This window comes from Microlunatus speluncae (assembly GCF_009299835.1).
GTDB lineage: Bacteria > Actinomycetota > Actinomycetes > Propionibacteriales > Propionibacteriaceae > Microlunatus > Microlunatus speluncae.
On the sequence record NZ_VKCZ01000002.1, the window covers coordinates 209,709 to 228,273 of the forward strand.

Sequence of the window (18,565 nt, forward strand, 5' to 3'; positions counted from 1 at the left end):
GCTCGATCGGAGCACCGACACCATGTCCCAAGATCAACTCCCCCGCCGCTATCGTGCGCAGGGCTTCCGCGACAGTATTCCCGCCGGCGGCATCAAGTCCGCCCTGGCCGGCGGCAACACCGTCGGCGGCTGGATCCGCGAGGCCGAGCCACGTTCCGACGGCTACCGGCACGTCGACACCCCGGCCATGATCGAACTGCTGCAGCGGATCGGGGCCAACCACTACTTCTTCGGCATCTGGGACTCGCCGACCGACTTCGAGGACCTGGCCTCTGAGTTCGCACCCGCCGCCCAGCAGGCCGGCATCCAGCTGCTGCCCTACATCGTCCCGCCGTCGGAGACGTTCAGCTGGGGCCGGTCGTCGCAGCCGTACGTGATGGACTACGTGGCCTGGGCCCGCGCCTTTGCCGAGCTCTCGCTGAAGTATCCGGTACTCACCGGCTGGGCCATCGACGACTTCGACATCGGCCAGAACCCGGCCGTCTTCACCGGTGACTACCTGGCCCAGATCCGGGAGGCCCAGATCGCGATCAATCCCGATCTCGGCTTCTTCACCTGCGCCTACTACGGCTCGGCCACCTCGGACGAGTTCATGATCAAGTATGGGCCGTACATCGACGGCATCATCTATCCGTATCTGGACGGCCACAACGGCAACACGATCACTGCGACCGGGGTCCGCGATGACATCAAGGCGATCAACGCGGTGGCCGGGAAGCACGACGTCGGATTGATCTTCCTGGTCTACACCGGCCGATTCCTGGACGGCGTGCTCGCGCCGACCGCCGACTACGCCGGCTCCTGCGTCAGCCAGGCCGTCGAGGCGGCCGCCGCCGGCGAGATCCTCGGCGTCGTCTCGTACGGCCTCCAGGTCAACGGGGCGCCGACGGTCGCCAACGAACGGCGCTCGATGTACGGCGACGGCCGTGGCGCACTGGTCACCTCGCACAACGCGATCAAGGCCGGCGACTACGCGGAGCTGTCGACGCGGGTCACGATCGACCCGGCCAGCCCGCGACACGAGCTCAGCTTCTGGCACTCCCGGGCGCTGCACCTGTGGTGCCTCCCGCAGCGCGGCGACTTCCGGATCCTGGTCCAGCTCGACGGGGCCCAGGTGTGGAGTGCCGACGTGCACGACGCGACCTGGCAGCAACTCTGGGTGCAGGGCCTCGATCCGCAGGGCCAGTTCGACGTCTCCTCCGCAATGGCCGGCAAGACCGAGGCCACGTTGAGCTTCCGACTGACCGCGCTGCGCGACTTCCACGGCCGCAGCGTCGATGTCGGGCTGGACCACTTGGAGACGATCGGCTTCACCGTGCCGGATCCCGGTTTCGAGGACCCGGCGGCCTGGCAGGTCCGGTCTTCCGGCGGGCCGATCGTCGGCCTGGTCGACGTCTTCGTACCGGATCGTCCGGAACAGATCATCAATGCGGTCGGTGCCGCCTACCGAAGCAACCCTTGACAGGGCCCTGAGCCAGATTTACATTGCTCAGAACCCTCGAAAACTCGAAGCAATTTCTCGTATTTAGAAAATGAGCGTCATTCAAACAACGTAGGGTTCGACCGGTATCGGGGATGTAATCGATTTCCACCATCTTTCCGGTCGCATAACAGTGAGGTGGTGCGCCATGGCCCGGTCGGTGGATCGTCGGTCATTCCTGATCATGAGTTCGGCGGCCGCCTCGGCCGCCGCGCTCACCAGCTGTTCGGCACTCGAGATCAGCCCCAACACCGGCGGCCAGAACTCCGGCCCGGCCGTCGACACGACGCAGAAGCAGGCTCCGATGCTGCAGAAGCTCGTCGACGACGGCAAGCTGCCCGACCTGGCCGAGCGGCTGCCGGCCACCCCGTTCGTCGTGCCGATGCAGGAACAGCTCGGCGTCTATGGCGGCACGATGCGCCGGGCCCAGGCCAACCCGGGCGAGACCGGCAGCAACTACTTGACCTACGCCGGGCTGGTCGAGTGGAGCCCGACCACGCCGAGCCAGCCACAGCCCGGGCTGGCCGAGAAGTGGGAGATCAGCCCGGACGGCCGGGTGTATACGTTTACTCTCCGGCAGGGTCTGAAGTGGTCCGACGGCGAGCCATTCACCACCGAGGACATCCTGTACGTCTTCGAGAGCGTCCTGCAGAACAAGGACCTCAACCCGGTCTTCCCGACCTGGCTGACGGTCGCCGAGAAACAGGCCGTCTTCGCCGCACCCGACGAGCTCACCCTGACGGTGACCTTCGCGGCGCCGCATTCGCTGTTTCTGAAGTTCCTCTGCTTCGCCCCGTTCGGCGGCTCGGTGCTGCAGCCGAAGCACTACCTGTCCCAGTTCCACAAGGAGCTGGTCGGCAAGGCCGAGCTCGAGGCCACGATGAAGAAGGGGTCGTTCGCCACTTGGCAGGACCTCTACAACGCCAAGGCCAGCCGGCACCTCAACGCAGACCGGCCGATGCTCGGGCCGTGGCGCCTGGTGAAGTCGATCAACGCCACCACCACAACCGGCCGGATCGAGCGCAACCCGTACTACTGGAAGGTCGACGATGCCGGCCGCCAGCTGCCCTACATCGACGCGGCCACCTTCCAGGTGCTGTCATTGGACGCGATCGGGCTGCGCGCCGCCAACGGCGAACTTGATCTTGCGCTCTGGGACGTACCGGAGACGGCCCTGCCGGTGTTGATCAAGAACCAGGACAGCAAGCCGTTCAAGGTGCTGCGCTGGCAGCCGGACTCCAACACCTCGATCCTGCTCAACCAGAGCCATAAGGATCCGGTGATCGCCAAGCTGTTCCAGACCCTCGACTTCCGGGCCGGCATCAGCCACGCGATCAACCGGACCGAGCTGAACGACGCGCTGCTCGCCGGTCAGGGCAAGCCGGTGCATCCCTGTGGCCAGGCCGGCGACGCGTACTTCGACGAGGCGTTCGGCCAGCGGTTCATCGAGTTCGACCCGGACGAGGCCAACAAGCGGCTGGACGCGGCCGGCGTGGCCGAACGGGACGGCAAGGGGATGCGGCTGCGCCCCGACGGCAAGCCGATGCGGTTCACCATGCAGACCTTCGAGGTCGGCGTCGGCCTGAACCAGATGACCGTGCTGGAGTACGCCAAGCGCAACCTGGCCGAGGTCGGCATCGAAACGGTGATCAAGACGATCAGCCAGGACCTCTGGTACACCGAGATCCCGCAGGGCAACTTCGACATCATCTGCTATCCGTTCCCCGGCTACCAGTGGGACATCGATCCGCTCTGGTACGTCCCGAACTCGGATCTGACCTACTGGGCGCCGCGCTTCGGCCGGTGGAGCTACGACCCGAAGAACAAGTTCTCGGCCGAGCCGCCGCCCGAGATCAAGGCCCTGGTCGACACCTACGAGCAGCTCAAGGTGGCGCCCAACGACGACGAGCGGATCCGGCTCGGCCGGGAGATCCTCAAGCAGCACGACGAGAACGTCTGGATCATCGGCACCATGCCGATGCCGTACGTGCCGATGGTGGTCGCCGACGACCTGCGCAACGTCCGGGCCGAAGCGACGGCGAGTTTCCGGCAGCACTACGAGGGGGCGACCGACGTGGCTCAGCTGTACTTCGCCGAGCCGAACAAACATTCGTGATCTCTGCACTCGGGACCGGGGCGATGATCATGATCAACGGGGGTGACCGGCGTTGCTGAAGTATCTGCTTCGTCGGGTGGCCATGATGATCCCGACCGTGTTCGCCGTCTCGTTGGTCTCGTTCCTGGTGATCCAGCTGCCGCCCGGCGACTACCTGACCACGGTGATGGTCAACCTGCAGAAGGAAGGACAGGTGGTCCAGCCGGAGCAGTTGCTGGCGCTCCGGCAGCGGTACGCGCTCGATCAACCGCTGATCGTGCAGTACTGGACCTGGATCAGCAACATCATCCTGCACGGTGACTTCGGTCAGTCCTTCAGCTATGCCCGGCCGGTGTCGGATCTGCTGGCCGAGCGGATGCCGCTGACCCTCGGCCTGGGCATCTCCTCGTTCATGATCGGCTGGGTGGTGGCGCTGGCCGCCGGGATCTATTCGGCGGCCCGCAAGTACGGCGTGCTCGACTACATCATCACCGTGCTGGCCTTCCTCGGCGTTGCGGTGCCCGGCTTCCTGGTCGCCCTGGTCGGGATGTACATCCAGTTCCAGTTCTTCGGGCTGAGCGTCGGCGGCATGTTCTCCTCCGGCTACGCCGAAGCCAACTGGAATCTGGGCAAGCTGCTGGATCTGCTCGGCCATCTCTGGCTGCCGGCCTTCGTGCTGGTGATGGGCGGCGTCGGCGGCACCATCCGGGTGCTCCGGGCCAACCTGCTGGACGAGCTGGGCAAGCCGTATGTGGTCGCCGCCCGCGGCCGCGGCCTGGACGAACGCAGCCTGCTGCTGCGCTATCCGGTCCGGGTCGCCTTGAATCCGTTCATCGCCACCATCGGCTGGGCGATCCCGGCGATCTTCGACGGCGAGGTGCTGGTGTCGACCGTCTTCGGCCTGGAGACGACCGGGCCGCTGCTGCTGCGGGCCCTGCAGAGCCAGGACATGTATCTGGCCGGCAGCGTGCTGTTCATCGTCTGCGTGCTGACCGTGATCGGGACGTTGATCTCCGACATCCTGCTCGCCGTCGTCGATCCCCGAGTCAGGGCGGGGATGGCATGAGCGTACGGAACGTGATCATCACCGTCGGCCGAACGAAGGAGCAACCGCGATGAGCAACGTCTCCGGTGCGATCGACGTGGCCGCCTCCGACGCCGACCAGACTCCGCCCGAATCCCCGAAATCCCCGGCGCTGCAGCAATCCGTGGCCACCGCGTCGCAGCGGCAGTTGATCTGGTGGCGGTTCCGCAAGCACAAGCTGGCCATGATCAGCCTGGTCGTGCTCGCCCTGCTCTACCTGATCGGGGCGACCTGCGAGTTCGCCGCTCCCCGGGCCCAGGACTCGGCGCACCCCGAGGCCGCGTACTCGCCGCCGCAGTGGGTCAAGGTGTCGACCTCCGCGCCGCACCTCTACGTCAACGGCGTGGTCGGCGTGCCCAACGTGGAGACCCTGAAACGGGATTACAAGATCGACGAGAGCGTCCGGATCCCGGTCGGCTTCCTCGTCAAGGGCGATGAATACAAGCTGTTCGGGCTGATCCCGTCCGACGTCCACTTCTTCGGCACCACCGAGCCGGGGCTGCCGGTGTTTCTGCTCGGCTCCGATCAGCAGGGCCGAGACCTGCTCTCCCGGCTGATCTACGGCTCCCGGGTGTCGTTGTCGGTCGGCATCATCGGCGTGGTGATGAGCCTGGCCCTCGGGTTGCTGCTCGGCGGCCTGTCCGGCTATTTCGGCGGCCGGCTGGACAGCGCGATCCAGCGGATCATCGAGTTCTTCATCTCCATCCCCACCCTGCCGCTGTGGCTCGGGCTGGCCGCCGCGGTGCCGCCGGGGTGGGATTCGCTGAGCACCTATTTCGCGATCACGCTGATCCTGTCGCTGATGGGCTGGACCGGGATGGCCCGGGTGATCAGGAGCCGATTACTGCAGATCCGGCACGAGGACTTCGTGCTGGCCGCCGAGCTGGACGGGGCCCGGCCGATGCGGGTGATCAACAAGCACATGCTGCCGGCGTTCACCAGCCACATCATCGCCTCGCTGTCGCTCTCCGTGCCCGGCATGATCGGCGGCGAGACCGCGCTGTCCTTCCTCGGCCTCGGGTTGCAGCCGCCGGTGGTCAGCTGGGGCGTCACCCTCGGCGACGCCCAGTCGATCCGGGTGCTGGCCGAGGCGCCGTGGATGCTGTTCGCCGGGCTGGCCGTGGTGATCACCGTGATGGCCTTCAACTTCGTCGGTGACGGTCTCCGTGACGCCGCCGATCCGTACGGGAGGTAGCCGAACGTGTCCGAACTGATCGACATCCCGGCCGCCGGCGCCGAGACCCGGCCGGATGCTCCGCTGCTTCGGGTCAACGGGCTGAAGACGCAGTTCGCCATCCGCGAGGGCACCGTGCGCGCCGTCGACGGCGTCGAGCTGACCATCCGGCCCGGCGAAACCCTGTGCATCGTCGGCGAATCCGGTTGCGGCAAGAGCATCACCGGCCGGTCGATCATGCAGCTGGTCGACGAGCCGGGCCGGATCACGGACGGCGAGATCTGGTTCCGGGCCCGGTCCGGGCTCCGGCTCGGCCCGGCGCCGGGCAGCGGGATCCGGCGGGCCTGGCGTCGCGACACCGACCGCGACAGCCTCGGCCCGGCGCCCGACCCCGCTGCGGCCGGATCGACCGAGGGCATGGTCGACCTGGCGCCGCTGCCGACCGGCGGGCCGGCGATGCGGGCGATCCGCGGCAAGGAGATCTCGATGATCTTCCAGGAGCCGATGGCCTCGCTCAGCCCGGTGCACACGATCGGCCGCCAGCTGACCGAGATGATCATGCTGCACGACCGGCTGTCCGCGGCCGAGGCCAAGGAGCGGGCGATCGAGGCGCTGCGCCGGGTCGGCTTGCCCAGCCCGGAGAAGCGGTTCGACTCCTATTCCTTCGAGCTGTCCGGCGGGATGCGGCAACGGGCCATGATCGCGATGGCGATCGCCTGCGACCCGCAGCTGCTGATCGCCGACGAACCGACGACGGCGCTGGACGTCACCACGCAGCGACAGATCCTCGACCTGCTGCGCCGGATGCAGGACGAGCTCGGGATGGCGATGATCTTCATCACCCACGACCTCGGCGTGGTCGCCGAGATCGCCGACCGGGTGGCGGTGATGTATCTCGGGATGGTGGTCGAGGAGTGCGACGTCTATCAGCTGTTCACGTCACCGCGGCATCCGTACACCCGGGCCCTGCTGGCGTCGATCCCGGACCTCGAGGCCGCCGGCGGGCAGCGGTTGAGCACGATCCGCGGCACCGTGCCGCACCCGCTGAACCGGCCGGACGGCTGCCCGTTCGTCACCCGCTGTGATCATGCCGTCGACGCCTGCTCCGGGCAGCTGCCCGAGATGATCACCGGGGCCGCCGGCGATCGCCCGCGCGGGGTGCGGTGTGTGCACTACCCGGATCCGGCCGCGGTCGACGACGGAATCGGCCGCGATCTCGACCCGATCCCGCATGCCGAGGTGACCCGATGACCAGCCCGCCCGAGCTCGACACCGCCGACCGCGAGGTGGCCGACGCCGACCCCGCCGAGGCCACCACTCCCCCCGCGACCGGGCCGGGCCTGGACCGGCCGCCGCTGCTGGAGCTGCGCGACGTCTCGATGGACTTCCAGATCTCCCGCGGCTGGTTCGGCACCAGGGGCCGGATGAAGGTCCGGGCGGTCCGCGACGTGTCGCTCACCATCGGACAGGGCGAGACGGTCGGGCTGGTCGGCGAGTCCGGCAGCGGGAAGACGACGTTGGGCCGGTGCATCCTGCGGGCGCACCGGCCCAGCGCGGGATCGATCATCTATCACACCGCCGACGGTGATCAGGTCGACCTGGTGCAGAGCGACGCGAACGAGCTGCGCCGGCATCGCCGCGACATTCGGATGATCTTCCAGGACCCGAACTCCTCGCTCAACCCGCGGCTGACCGTGTCCCAGATCATCGCCGAGCCCCTGATCAACCTCAAGCAGGGGCTCGACAGCAAGCTGGCCCGGGGCGAACTGCAGGATCGGGTGATCGAGACGATGCGCCTGGTCGGGCTGCGGCCGGATCAGGCCGAGCGTTATCCGCACGCCTTCTCCGGCGGCGAACGGCAGCGAGTCGGCATCGCCCGCGCCCTGATCACCAACCCACGGCTGGTGGTCTGCGACGAGGCGGTGACCGCGCTCGACGTGTCGATCCGCAGCCAGGTGCTGAATCTGCTGCAGGAGCTGCAGGAGCGGCTCGGCCTGACCTACCTGTTCATCTCCCACGACCTGGCCGTGATCAAGCACCTGTGCGACCGGGTGGCCGTGATGTATGTCGGCGAGCTGGTCGAGCAGGCGCCGGCCGAGGAACTGTTCCGGCGGCCGCGGCATCCGTACACCGAAGCCTTGCTGGCCTCGTTGCCGGTGCCGGATCCGTACCGGCGGCGCGACGACCGGCCGGGCATCAGCGGCGAGATCCCCGACCCGGCCGAGCAGATCCCCGGCTGCGTCTTCCACCCCCGCTGCCCGCACGCCCAGGACCGCTGCGCCACCGACGTCCCCGGCCACCACCAGACCGGCCCCGACACCGTCTCCCGCTGCCACTTCGCCGAGGACCTGAACCTCCTCGGCATCGGCCGCCGCCCCGGCGGTTCTTCACGTTAACGTGAAGAACTGGCGCTTTGTGAAGGTTGCAACGTTCACAAAGCGTCAGGAACGTTCATCAGGCTCGCCTCGTGGTGACTGCCCGCTGCAAGCGCGGGCTTGTCCCGGATGTAAGGATGGGCCGGTGTCGGACCGATCGAAGACCCGATTCCCCGCCCTGATCATCGGCCTGCTGGTGCTCGCCCTGTCGGGCTGTACGGCAGCCGGTGGCGGCAGCGAGCCCCCGCCCGCGGGCGACGACCCGGCGCGGGCCGCCGGAGAACTCGCGGTCGGCCTCCAGTCCGGCGACCTGACCAAGGTCGAGTTCTCCCGGCTGGAATCCGCGGCGGTGGACGAGCAGTTCGACGCGCTGGTGGCCGGGGTGCGCGGTGCCAAGCGGACCGTAACGGTCGCCGGCGTCGAGACCACCGGCGAGGAGGCGACCGCCGAGCTCTCGTACACCTGGGCCTTTCCGGGCGTGAAGGATCGCTGGGTCTATACGGCGACCGCCCGGTTGGTCGCTGAGGACGGGCGCTGGCGTACGACCTGGTCCCCCGATCTGGTGCAGCCCGGACTGGACGGCACCAACCGGCTCACCGGTAGCCGCAGCTATCCCACCCGCGGTGAGCTGATCGGTGATCAAGGTGAGACGATCATGACCTTGCGGCCGGTGGTGCGGATCGGCATCGACAAGGCGAAGGCCGGCAAGGACGCGGCCAAGTCGGCCGACCTGCTGGCCCGACTGGTCAAGATCGATCCCAAGAACTACGTCAAGCTGGTCCAGGATTCCGGCACGCAGGCGTTCGTCGAGGCCATCGTCCTCCGGGAGGAGGATCCGGATCGGCCCAGCAACGCCACCGTGCTCAAGATCACCGGAGCCCGGGCGATCAGCGCCGACCGGACGCTGGCACCGACCCGGACCTTCGCCCGCGCACTGCTCGGCAATGTCGGCGAGGCGACCAAGGAGATCGTCGACGACTCCAAGGGCCAGGTGGTCGCCGGTGATCAGGTCGGCCTGTCCGGTCTGCAACGCCGCTACGACGAGCAGTTGCGCGGCCTGCCCGGCGTCGAGATCCGGCTGATCGAGGCCACTCCACCCGGCGAGGGATCATCGACTTCCTCACCCGGTACGTCACCGACACCGAAGCCGAGTCCGTCGCCCAGCAAGCCGGAAACGACCGAGCCGATCTTCGCCACCAAGCCGGTCCGCGGCGTCGATCTGACGGTTACCCTCAACGTCGGGCTGCAGGAACTGGCGGAGAAGACTCTCGAGGACGTCAAGCCCGACGCCGCGATCGCGGTCATCCGCCGCTCCGACGGCGCCCTGCTGGCCGCGGCCACCGGGCCGTCGTCGGAAGGTGAGCCGATCGCCAACTTCGGCCAGTATCCGCCGGGCTCGACCTTCAAGGTGATCACGGCGCTGGCGCTGCTCCGGGCCGGACTGACTCCGGACAGCATGGTCGAGTGTCCGGAGACGATCACCGTCGACGGTCGTCGATTCGCCAACTACAGCGACTATCCGAGCTCCTCCAATGGGCGGATCCCGCTGGCCGAGGCGTTCGCCCAGTCCTGCAACACCGCATTCATCGGACAGCTGAGCAAGATCAAGGATGCCGATCTGGCCGCGGCCGCCGCCTCGCTCGGCTTCGGCGTTGATCATGACTCCGGCTTCCCGTCCTTCTACGGCACCCTGGGCAAACCGAAGTCGGAGACCGAGCGCGCCGCGACCTTGATCGGCCAGGCGCAGGTGCTGGCCTCGCCGATGAGCATGGCCGCGGTCGCCGCCTCGGTCTCGGCCGGTGGCACCCGGCTGCCGTACCTGATCAAGGACCAGGTGCCGGAGCAGAAGGGTAAGCCGTTGACCAAGGCCGAGGGGAGCCAGCTGCGGCAGCTGATGCGCGGCGTGGTGACCTCGGGCCCCGGCCGGTTCCTGCAGGACGTGGACGGGCCGGATGTGATCGCCAAGACCGGCACCGCCGAATACGGCACCAGGGCCCCGCTGAAGACCCGCGCCTGGATGATCGCCGCCCAGGGCGACATCGCCGTCGCCGTCTTCGTCGCGGACGGGAAGTCCGGATCGACCGTGGCCGGCCCGCTGTTGGAAGACTTCCTCGACGAGGTGAACGAGTGAGCGCACGATGAGCGACGTGGTGACCTTCGGCGAGCCGATGGCGTTGCTGCTGGCCGAACGGGACCTGCCGCTGGACGCCGCGACCGGCTTCGCCTGGTCGATCGCCGGAGCGGAGAGCAACCTGGCGATCGGGATGGCCCGGCTCGGCCACTCGGTCAGCTATGCCGGCCGGGTCGGCGACGATGTGTTCGGCGCCCGGATCCGGCGCGAGCTGCGGGCCGAGGGCATCGACGTGTCCGCCTTGATCACCGATCCGGAGCTGCCCACCGGGCTGCTGATCCGGGACTCCCCGGTCGACCGGCCGATCACCGTGCACTACCGCCGGTCGGGCAGCGCCTCCACCGGCTACGCCGTGGCTGATCTTCCGGTCGAGCTGATCCGGTCGGCGCGGGTGTTGCATCTGACCGGGATCACGGCGGCCCTGTCCGAGTCGTCCTTCGAGGCCTGCCGGACGGCGATGACGCTGGCTCGGGAGGCCGGGGTGACGGTCAGCTTCGACCCCAACCTGCGACTCCGGCTGGCCGGTCCGGAGCGCTGGACCGAGATCGTCGACGCGTTGGCCCGGCTGGCCGATCTGATCTTCGTCGGCGCCGACGAGGCCGCGATGATCACCGGCGGTGTGGCGACCGAGAAGTGGTTCTTCGAGCGCGGGGCGCAGCTCGTGGTGATCAAGGACGGCGAGCAGGGGGCGGTCGAGCACCGGCCCGACGCCAGCACGGCCGTCGGGGTCCGCCGGGTCCCGCTGGTCGATCCGGTCGGTGCCGGCGACGCCTTCAACACCGGCTGGCTCTCGGCCTGGCTGCGCGGGCTGCCGACGGACCGACGGCTGGCCGAGGGGGCCGCTGTGGCATCGTTGGTGGTCGCCACCCACGGCGACGCGATCGGGTTGCCCGACGCGGAGACCCGGGACCGGATCCTCGCCGAAGGCGCGGACATCGACCGATAGGAGTTGATCATGACCTCGGGCTCGGCCGACGTACGCAGAGCGGTGATCGACAATGCCGTGATCGGCATCGTCCGCACCACCGACGCCGACGACGCGATCGTCAAGGCGCGGCAGATCTGGGATGCCGGAGTCGGCGTGGTCGAGGTCGCACTGACCACCCCGGGCGGACTGCGCGCGATCGAGACACTGGCCGCCGAGGCCGGCGACGGACGCATCATGGGCGCCGGCACGGTGCTGGACGCCGCCACCGCCCGGGCCGCGGTGCTGGCCGGCGCACGGCTGCTGGTCACTCCCACCCTGGCGCCGGAGGTGATCGAGGTCGGCCTCCGCTACGACGTGACGACCGCGATCGGCTGCGCCACTCCGACCGAGATGCTGCAGGCCAAGTCCCTCGGCGCCGATCTGATCAAGGTCTTCCCGGCCAGCCGTTGGTCCCCCGGCTCGCTCAAGGACGTGCTCGCCGCGCTGCCCCAACTCGACTGCGTACCGACCGGCGGCGTCACCCCGGAGACCGCCGCCGACTGGATCGAAGCCGGAGCCGTCGCCGTAGGCCTCGGCTCCGCCCTCACCAAGGGCCCCGACCCCGCCGCCTCCGTCGCCAAACTCCTCGCCGCCATCAAGGCCCTCCGCAACCCCTGACCTCTTTCCGAGTTGTCAGAACTGAGTTGTGGCCTGGGGCTCCTCAGTTCTGACAACTCTGGCTACGGGAGTGACTCATCCACAGGCATCTCCCGAGTTGTCAGAAGTGAGTTGCGCTATGGGGCTTCTCAGTTCTGACAACTCTGCGGGTCAGGGGCCGACGTAGCGGCCGGTGGGGCGGAGGCGGAGCGGGGGGCGGGTGTATTCGTCCAGGGCGTGGGCGATCCAGCCGCCGATCCGGGAGCAGGCGAAGATCACCTCGCCGGCCTCGGCCTCCATGCCAAGGGCCAGGGCCAGCGCGGCCAGGGCGAAATCGATGTTCGGGTGCTGACCGGTGCGGCTGGTCACCTCCGCGGCCAGAGTCCCGGCCCGGTCCAGGATCCGCTTCGTACCGGGCAGGTCTGCGAGCCGGCCGAGCAGCACGGTGGCCCGCGGATCCGGACCCGCATACAGCAGGTGGCCGAAGCCCGGCACCCCGGTCCGGCCACGCAGGGTCTCGGCCAGGGCACGGTCGGTCGGAGTGCCGGACCAGACCGCCGAGAGCAAGCGGTACGCGTCGACGCTCGCCGTGCCGTGCAGTGCGGAGTCCAGGGTGGCCAGGCCGGCCGAAACCACGCCATACGGGTCGGCCCGGGCCGACGCGGCGGTCCGCGCGGCCAACGTGGACGCGGCCAGATCGTGATCGACCAGCAGCACCAGGGCCGCGTTGAGTGCCCCGACCCGGGCCCTGGTCGGCTTGGCGGCGGTTAGCTTGGGCCACAGCCGGTCGGCCACCGGTCGACGTGGCCCGGCCAACCGCCGGGTTGGGCCGATCGGTTCGCCCTCTCCCCCGTCGGAATGGTCCGGCAGGCTCGCGATCAGTCCGCCCAGCAGGGATCCGGCCGCCCGGATCACCCGGCCCGGCGACAGGTCCTGCCGGAGCGGGTCGGCGACCGCCAGGGCCCGGGTTGCGACCATGATCAGATCGATCATGCCGGTGCCGGACGGCATCGAGGCGACGACCGACCGCGCCGCGGCCACGGCGCGCGGATCCGGCTCGAACAAGGCGGTTCCGGGCTCGTCACTGCCCCAGAGCCAGCCGGCGACGTCCTCGTACCGTCGATCGACCAGCCCGGCGATGTCCTGGCCGCGTAGATACAGCCGGCCGTCCTCGATCAGCGCGATGTCGGTGTCCAAGATCATCAACGGCGTGCCGGCCGGGCTGGCGTGCCGGCTGATCGTCTGGCCGCGGCGGCGCCGGCCGACGGCCAGTCGCTCCACCTCCAGCGGGTCGAAGGTCGAGCCGGCGCCGTCCCGGAACCGGGTGATCTGGCCGCGGGACACTTACGCGTAGAGCGTCTCCAGCCGGACCCCGAGCCGGGCGGCCGCTTCGGCACTGCTCAGCCGCGGTAGTGCTGTCACCGGCTGTTCCCTTCAGGTTGATTCAATCAACATTGACTGTCCCGACGATCAAGTTGACAGTGTCAAGGTAGCCGACACGAAGGGGAACCGCTATGCCGCACATGATCATCGACCGGATGGATGACACGCCGATCGAGGTGCCGCCCGGGCTGGCCAACGTCGTCGTCACCGAGACCGCCCTCGGGGATGTGCGCGGCCGTGAGGGCTTCTATCACTACCGGCAGTATTCGGCCGTCGACCTCGCCCGGTCGGTGACCCTGGAGGAGGTCTGGCACCTGCTACTGCTCGGCCGGCTGCCCGGTGCCGGTGAGCTGGCCGAGTTCGGCACGCGGATCGTCGCGGGACGGGCCGTGCCTGAAGCCGTCGCGGCTCTGCTCCCGCTGGTCGCCGCCGGGCCGCCGATGGCGACCCTGCGCACACTGCTCAGCGGGTACGGGCCGCGGCCGGTTTCGCCCCGTTGTACGACCAGACGCCGGAGGAACGGCTGGATGCGGCGATCCGGGTCGGTGCGGTCGCGCCCGGCCTGCTCGCGGCGGCCCACCGGTTGAGTCGGGGTGAGCCGCCGGTGGAGCCGCGGCCGGAGCTCGGCTTCACCGCGAACTACCTTTACCAGCTCACCGGGACCGAGCCGTCGCCCGACCAGATCAGCGCCCTGAGTGCGTACCTGGTGGCCGCGATCGACCACGGCTTCAATGCCTCCACCTTCACCGCCCGGGTGATCGCCTCGACCGGCGCCGATCTCGCGGCCTGCGTCACCGGCGCGCTCGGTGCTCTGTCCGGGCCGCTGCACGGCGGCGCGCCGGGCCGGGCCCTGGCCGCGCTGGACGAGATCGGCAGCATCGACCGGATCGACCCCTGGGTCCGGGACAAGATCAACTCCGGCGGCCGGATCATGGGCTTCGGCCACCCGGTCTATCGCACCGAGGACCCGCGATCGGCCATGCTCAAGGAGATCGCGCTGTCCTTCGGCGGGCCCCGGGTGGAGCTGGCCGTCGAGATGGAGCGCCAGGTGCTGGCTCTGCTGACCGAGCTGAAGCCCGGCCGGGAACTCCACACCAACATCGAATTCTTCGCCGCCGTGCTGATGGAACACTGCGGCATCCCGGCCGACCTCTTCACCCCGACCTTCGCCGTCGCCCGACTGATCGGCTGGACCGCCCACGTGTTGGAGCAGGCCGAGGATTCCAAGATCATCCGCCCCAGCTCCCGCTATGTCGGCCCGACCCCGCCCGAGCCCATACCGGCTTTGTCGGAGCGCTCGCAGGCCGGATGATCTTCGTCACCGCTGTGCAAGCGGGATCGGACCAGCCCTTCGACAGGCTCAGGGAACGAACACTCCAGTCCCCGGTCTTCCAATCGCTGGTCGTTCACCGACCACAGAGCTTCGCCATCCCTTTCGGGGTTCATCGACTTCCTAGATTCGCATACCCCCAACCCCATTCAGTTCGCCGACCCGTCACATCCGCTGCGACACGCCGCAAAATCGGCAGCGGATGTGACGGGTGGGCGGAAATAGTGGGGTGATGGCGGATGTGCAGCGGGGTGGCGAGGACGAGGGTTCGGTTCGGGTGGGTACGGGTGACGGGATCGCGGCGATCACGCTGAACCGGCCCGATCGGTTGAATGCGCTGACGCCCGAGTCGACGGTGCGGCTGGCCGAGGCGCTGGATGCCGCGTCGGCGGACGGGTCGGTGCGGGTGATCACGATCACCGGGGCCGGCCGGGCCTTCTGCGCCGGAGCCGACCTGGCCGGTGGCCTCGAGGGCGCGACGGACGAGTTGATCGACGTGTTGAACCGGATCGCCACGGCGATCTGCACCGCGCCGAAGCCGGTCCTGGCGCTGCTCAACGGCCCGGCGGTGGGGGCCGGGGCGTCGCTCGCGCTGGCCTGCGATCTGATCCTGGCCAGCTCGGCGGCCTACCTCAAGCCGGGCTTCGAGGCGATCGGGCTGATGCCGGACGGCGGCGGCACCGGCTTCTGGACCGCGGCCCTGGGCCGGGCCAAGGCGCTGCAGGTGCTGCTGCTCGGCGATGCGATCCCGGCCGAGGAGGCGCAGCGGTTGGGGCTGGTCGCGCACGTGGCCGGGCCAGAGGAGTTCGGCGCGGCGGCCGACCAGTTCTCTCGACGGCTGGCGACCGGACCGACCCAGGCGTACGCGGCGACCAAGCAGGCGGTGAACGCGGTGGCCCTGTCCGGGCTGGCGCAGACCCTCGCGTTCGAGCGCGAGCATCAGCTGGAGCTGTTGCGTACCGCCGACTTCGCCGAGGGATTGACCGCGTTCGCGGAGAAGCGGCCGCCCCGGTTCGAAGGCCGCTGAGGATCCGTCGGGTCGACCCTTCGACCAACTCGGGGATCGCACGCCGCCGGGCGGTCAGGTCGAGTGAGCGGTGCCCGGGAGCCGGAGGAAGGACGCGGCGGTGAGCGAGACGATCGCGACCAGCCCGGCGGCCGACAGCACCAGGTGGGCCCAGTTGGCGTGGGTCAGGAGCAACGCGACCAGGGCGAGGGTCGCCGCCAGCACGAGGCACAGGGCGGTCAGCAGCAACGGCCGGGGCACCCGACGGCCGAGGGGCAGGATCGCGACCAGCGAGACGAGTGCCGGCAGCAGCCCGAACGCGGCGTTGCCCAGTTGCGCGGCCGCCGGGTCCGCGACCGCTGCCGCCGCGGCTGGCGACGCCGGCGAACCGATCATGCCGACCGTCCCGATCGCCGCGAGATAGATCTTCTCCGCCACGTAGATCATCCAGTGACCGGCGCCGGCCAGGCCGGCGATCACCACCAGCCGACGCACCCGGGTTGCGGAGGACTCGGCTCTGGGTTGGGTCATGATCATGGGTCAAGCTTGCCGGTCGGGGTCACGGATCCGTTCCGGCGGTCGGGTGAATCCTCGTTGGAGGGATCCCCTTCTGGGGTGAGGATGCACCTCAGCGCGGCGCCATCCTGATCGCGCCGTCGAGCCGGATCACTTCACCGTTGAGCATCGGGTTGGCGATGATGTGCGCGGCCAGTGCACCGTACTCCGCCGGATCACCGAGCCGGGACGGGTGCGGGATCTGAGCCGCCAACGAGGTGCGCACCTCGTCGGTCATGCTGGCCATCATCGGGGTGTCGAAGATCCCCGGCGCGATCGTCATCACCCTGATCAACAACGGGGCGAGATCGCGGGCGATGGGCAGCGTCATCCCGGCCACACCGCCCTTCGACGCCGAGTACGCCGCCTGACCGACCTGTCCGTCGAAGGCCGCCACCGACGCGGTGCTGATGATCACGCCCCGCTCTTCACCCAACGGTTCGGCCGCGGCGATCCGTTCGGCGGCCAGCCGGATCACGTTGAAGGTGCCGACCAGGTTGACGTTGATCGCGCGCTGGAAATCCTCCAGCGGAAACGGGCCGCGCCGGCCGACGGTCTTGGCGGCGTTGACGATGCCGGCGCAGTTGACCGCGACCCGCAGGGTGCCGAGCGAGCCGGCCAGGTCGAGCGCCGCCGACACCGAATCGGGATCGGTGACGTCGCCAGCGGCGAAGCGCACCCCGTCGCCGAGGCCGGCTGCGACCTCCGCGCCGGCCGACGAAGGCAGGTCGAACAGCACCACCCGCGCGCCGGCGGCCAGCAGTGCCTGAGCCGTGGCGAACCCGAGCCCCGACGCTCCGCCGGTGATCAAGGCGACCTGATCTGCAATGTTCATCATCGATCCTCACCAGAGACTGTCCTTCGGCCGATCATGACATGCGGGCGTCCGAGGACGTCATCGACCAGCCGTCAGAGCAGGAGCAGGACGGCGGGGTCAGAGCCGTTCGATGATCATGGCGTTGGCCATCCCGCCGCCCTCGCACATGGTCTGCAGGCCGTATCGGCCGCCGGTCGCCTCCAGGTGGTTGACCAGGGTCGCGAGCAGCTTGGTGCCGGAGGCGCCGAGCGGGTGACCGAGTGCGATCGCGCCGCCGCACGGGTTGAGCCGCTCCGGGTCGGCGTCCAGGTCACGGGCCCAGGCCAGGGGCACCGGGGCGAAGGCCTCGTTCACCTCGTACGCGTCGAGCTGATCGAGGCTCAGCCCGGACTTCTCGATGATCTTCCTGGTCGCCGGGATCGGGCCGGTCAACATCATGATCGGATCGTCGCCGACCACGGCGAAGGCGACGAACCGGGCCCGCGGCCGCAGCCCGAGCTCGGTCGCGCGCCGCTCCGACATGATCAACGCCGCCGAAGCGCCGTCGGTCAACGGCGAGGAATTGCCGGGAGTGATCAACCAGGGCAGGCCCTCGAAGCGCTGGTCCCAGGCGTCGTCGTAGAAGGAGGGCTTGAGCCCGGCCAGCCCCTCGGCGGTGGTGGTCGGGCGGATCGTCTCGTCGGCGACGTGGGTGTGCTCCGCGCCGTCGGGCCCGGTCACGGTGACCGGGACGATCTCCTGATCGAACCGGCCCGCGGTGGCGGCGGCCGCGGCCCGGCGATGCGACTCGGCGGCGTAGGCGTCCACCGTCTCCCGGTCGAACCCCCAGCGGGCGGCGATCAGTTCGGCCGAGATGCCCTGTGGCACCAGGCCGGGCGCGAACCGATCGGCGACCCGCGGCCCGAACGGGTCCCGGCCGCCGGTGGGCGTGCCCATCGGCACTCGGCTCATCGACTCCACGCCGCCGGCGATGACGATGTCGTAGGCGCCGGCCATTACGCCCTGGGCCGCGAAGTGGGCGGCCTGCTGGCTCGACCCGCACTGCCGGTCGATGGTCACCCCGGGCACGGTGATCGGCAATCCGGCCGCGAGAGCGGCGTTGCGCGCGATGTTGAACGTCTGTTCGCCGGCCTGGGACACGCAGCCGGCGATCACGTCGTCGACCTGGGCCGGATCCAGACCGTTGCGTTCGACCAGGGTGGCCAGCACACCGGCCAGCAGGTCGACCGGATGGGTGCCGGACAGGGCGCCGCCGGGCTTGCCCCGACCGGAACCGGTCCGGATCACGTCGACGATCACCGCATCATTCATCTGACTCCCTCTGCCCGAGTGCCTTCGGTCACAGTAACTCACTCGGGTCGGGTTTGATCCGGCGACGGCTCGGGTACGGCAGTTGACTTCAACCAAGCTTCAAGTTGCAGGCTTGGGGAACGTACATCGACGACCTCGAAAGGAATAGTTGTGCCTGCCTACGAGCTTCCTGATCTTCCGTACGACTTCGCCGCCCTGGAACCGCACATCTCCGGCGCGATCATGGAACTGCACCACGACAAGCACCACGCCACCTACGT

16 protein-coding genes and 1 pseudogene are annotated in these 18,565 nt (G+C 69.1%); 13 read left to right on the top strand and 4 right to left on the bottom strand.

Annotated features, from left to right (window positions below; genetic code table 11):
• Positions 1–22 precede the first annotated feature (22 nt).
• The 9 genes from FNH24_RS03450 (at position 23) to FNH24_RS03490 (ending at position 11,924) form a co-directional block, all read left to right on the top strand.
• Positions 23–1,462: a catalase family protein gene (locus FNH24_RS03450; RefSeq protein ID WP_152360742.1), complete on the top strand. Its 1,440-nt coding sequence runs from the start codon at positions 23–25 to the stop codon at positions 1,460–1,462.
• A 166-nt stretch (positions 1,463–1,628) separates the two neighbouring features.
• A complete protein-coding gene (locus FNH24_RS03455; protein WP_152360743.1) occupies positions 1,629–3,596 on the top strand; it encodes an ABC transporter substrate-binding protein in 1,968 nt (655 codons plus the stop codon).
• Positions 3,597–3,648: 52 nt separating this feature from the next.
• Positions 3,649–4,641 carry an ABC transporter permease gene (locus FNH24_RS03460; RefSeq protein WP_152360744.1) on the top strand — a complete coding sequence of 331 codons (993 nt, stop codon included), beginning with the start codon at positions 3,649–3,651 and terminating at the stop codon, positions 4,639–4,641.
• A gap of 49 nt (positions 4,642–4,690) precedes the next feature.
• Complete coding sequence (locus FNH24_RS03465; RefSeq protein WP_152360745.1) at positions 4,691–5,854, top strand: ABC transporter permease; 1,164 nt, start codon at positions 4,691–4,693, stop codon at positions 5,852–5,854.
• 6 nt (positions 5,855–5,860) lie between these two features.
• Positions 5,861–7,084 carry an ABC transporter ATP-binding protein gene (locus FNH24_RS03470; protein WP_217428020.1) on the top strand — a complete coding sequence of 408 codons (1,224 nt, stop codon included), beginning with the start codon at positions 5,861–5,863 and terminating at the stop codon, positions 7,082–7,084.
• Positions 7,081–8,229, top strand: coding sequence for an ABC transporter ATP-binding protein (locus tag FNH24_RS03475; protein WP_152360746.1), 1,149 nt, complete (start codon positions 7,081–7,083; stop codon positions 8,227–8,229). Before FNH24_RS03470 ends, FNH24_RS03475 begins: the two co-directional genes overlap by 4 nt.
• Before the next feature lie 124 nt (positions 8,230–8,353).
• Positions 8,354–10,339: a penicillin-binding transpeptidase domain-containing protein gene (locus FNH24_RS03480; protein ID WP_152360747.1), complete on the top strand. Its 1,986-nt coding sequence runs from the start codon at positions 8,354–8,356 to the stop codon at positions 10,337–10,339.
• A 7-nt stretch (positions 10,340–10,346) separates the two neighbouring features.
• A complete protein-coding gene (locus tag FNH24_RS03485; protein ID WP_152360748.1) occupies positions 10,347–11,285 on the top strand; it encodes a sugar kinase in 939 nt (312 codons plus the stop codon).
• Between the two features lie 9 nt (positions 11,286–11,294).
• The gene (locus FNH24_RS03490) at positions 11,295–11,924 is read left to right on the top strand and encodes a bifunctional 4-hydroxy-2-oxoglutarate aldolase/2-dehydro-3-deoxy-phosphogluconate aldolase (protein WP_152360749.1); all 630 of its coding nucleotides are present in this window, start codon (positions 11,295–11,297) and stop codon (positions 11,922–11,924) included.
• 150 nt (positions 11,925–12,074) lie between these two features.
• Here the strand turns inward: FNH24_RS03490 and FNH24_RS03495 are convergent, their stop codons facing one another.
• Positions 12,075–13,247 (bottom strand): citrate/2-methylcitrate synthase, encoded by a 1,173-nt coding sequence (locus tag FNH24_RS03495; RefSeq protein WP_217428021.1) that lies wholly within the window; start codon positions 13,245–13,247, stop codon positions 12,075–12,077.
• 170 nt (positions 13,248–13,417) lie between these two features.
• Between FNH24_RS03495 and FNH24_RS32400 the strand changes: the two genes are divergently transcribed.
• The 3 genes from FNH24_RS32400 to FNH24_RS03505 all read left to right on the top strand — a co-directional run bounded on the left by FNH24_RS32400 (position 13,418) and on the right by FNH24_RS03505 (position 15,643).
• Positions 13,418–13,873 carry a citrate/2-methylcitrate synthase gene (locus tag FNH24_RS32400; protein ID WP_281350985.1) on the top strand — a complete coding sequence of 152 codons (456 nt, stop codon included), beginning with the start codon at positions 13,418–13,420 and terminating at the stop codon, positions 13,871–13,873.
• Positions 13,783–14,598, top strand: a complete 816-nt coding sequence (locus FNH24_RS03500; RefSeq protein ID WP_281350986.1) for a citrate/2-methylcitrate synthase — start codon at positions 13,783–13,785, stop codon at positions 14,596–14,598. The genes FNH24_RS32400 and FNH24_RS03500 overlap by 91 nt, the downstream gene beginning before the upstream one ends.
• Positions 14,599–14,848: 250 nt before the next feature.
• On the top strand, positions 14,849–15,643 hold the full coding sequence (locus FNH24_RS03505; protein ID WP_152360750.1) for an enoyl-CoA hydratase: 795 nt from the start codon (positions 14,849–14,851) through the stop codon (positions 15,641–15,643).
• A gap of 54 nt (positions 15,644–15,697) precedes the next feature.
• Here the strand turns inward: FNH24_RS03505 and FNH24_RS03510 are convergent, their stop codons facing one another.
• The 3 genes from FNH24_RS03510 to FNH24_RS03520 all read right to left on the bottom strand — a co-directional run bounded on the left by FNH24_RS03510 (position 15,698) and on the right by FNH24_RS03520 (position 18,305).
• Positions 15,698–16,159 carry a hypothetical protein gene (locus FNH24_RS03510; protein ID WP_152360751.1) on the bottom strand — a complete coding sequence of 154 codons (462 nt, stop codon included), beginning with the start codon at positions 16,157–16,159 and terminating at the stop codon, positions 15,698–15,700.
• Positions 16,160–16,250: 91 nt separating this feature from the next.
• Positions 16,251–17,015 carry a 3-hydroxyacyl-CoA dehydrogenase gene (locus FNH24_RS03515; RefSeq protein ID WP_425486875.1) on the bottom strand — a complete coding sequence of 255 codons (765 nt, stop codon included), beginning with the start codon at positions 17,013–17,015 and terminating at the stop codon, positions 16,251–16,253.
• Between the two features lie 96 nt (positions 17,016–17,111).
• Entirely contained in the window at positions 17,112–18,305 is a 1,194-nt protein-coding gene (locus FNH24_RS03520) for a thiolase family protein (protein ID WP_152360752.1), read from the bottom strand.
• 150 nt (positions 18,306–18,455) lie between these two features.
• Here FNH24_RS03520 and FNH24_RS03525 point away from each other — a divergent pair.
• Positions 18,456–18,565, top strand: a pseudogene (locus FNH24_RS03525) (superoxide dismutase); the annotation flags it as partial.

Excerpts from the sequence above, each read along its gene's own strand:
- FNH24_RS03450 (WP_152360742.1), top strand. The coding sequence starts at position 23 with ATGTCCCAAGATCAACTCCCCCGCCGCTATCGTGCGCAGGGCTTCCGC.
- FNH24_RS03455 (WP_152360743.1), top strand. The coding sequence starts at position 1,629 with ATGGCCCGGTCGGTGGATCGTCGGTCATTCCTGATCATGAGTTCGGCG.
- FNH24_RS03465 (WP_152360745.1), top strand. The coding sequence starts at position 4,691 with ATGAGCAACGTCTCCGGTGCGATCGACGTGGCCGCCTCCGACGCCGAC.
- FNH24_RS03475 (WP_152360746.1), top strand. The coding sequence starts at position 7,081 with ATGACCAGCCCGCCCGAGCTCGACACCGCCGACCGCGAGGTGGCCGAC.
- FNH24_RS03485 (WP_152360748.1), top strand. The coding sequence starts at position 10,347 with ATGAGCGACGTGGTGACCTTCGGCGAGCCGATGGCGTTGCTGCTGGCC.
- FNH24_RS03490 (WP_152360749.1), top strand. The coding sequence starts at position 11,295 with ATGACCTCGGGCTCGGCCGACGTACGCAGAGCGGTGATCGACAATGCC.
- FNH24_RS32400 (WP_281350985.1), top strand. The coding sequence starts at position 13,418 with ATGCCGCACATGATCATCGACCGGATGGATGACACGCCGATCGAGGTG.
- FNH24_RS03505 (WP_152360750.1), top strand. The coding sequence starts at position 14,849 with ATGGCGGATGTGCAGCGGGGTGGCGAGGACGAGGGTTCGGTTCGGGTG.
- FNH24_RS03510 (WP_152360751.1), bottom strand. The coding sequence starts at position 16,159 with ATGATCATGACCCAACCCAGAGCCGAGTCCTCCGCAACCCGGGTGCGT.
- FNH24_RS03515 (WP_425486875.1), bottom strand. The coding sequence starts at position 17,015 with ATGATGAACATTGCAGATCAGGTCGCCTTGATCACCGGCGGAGCGTCG.
- FNH24_RS03520 (WP_152360752.1), bottom strand. The coding sequence starts at position 18,305 with ATGAATGATGCGGTGATCGTCGACGTGATCCGGACCGGTTCCGGTCGG.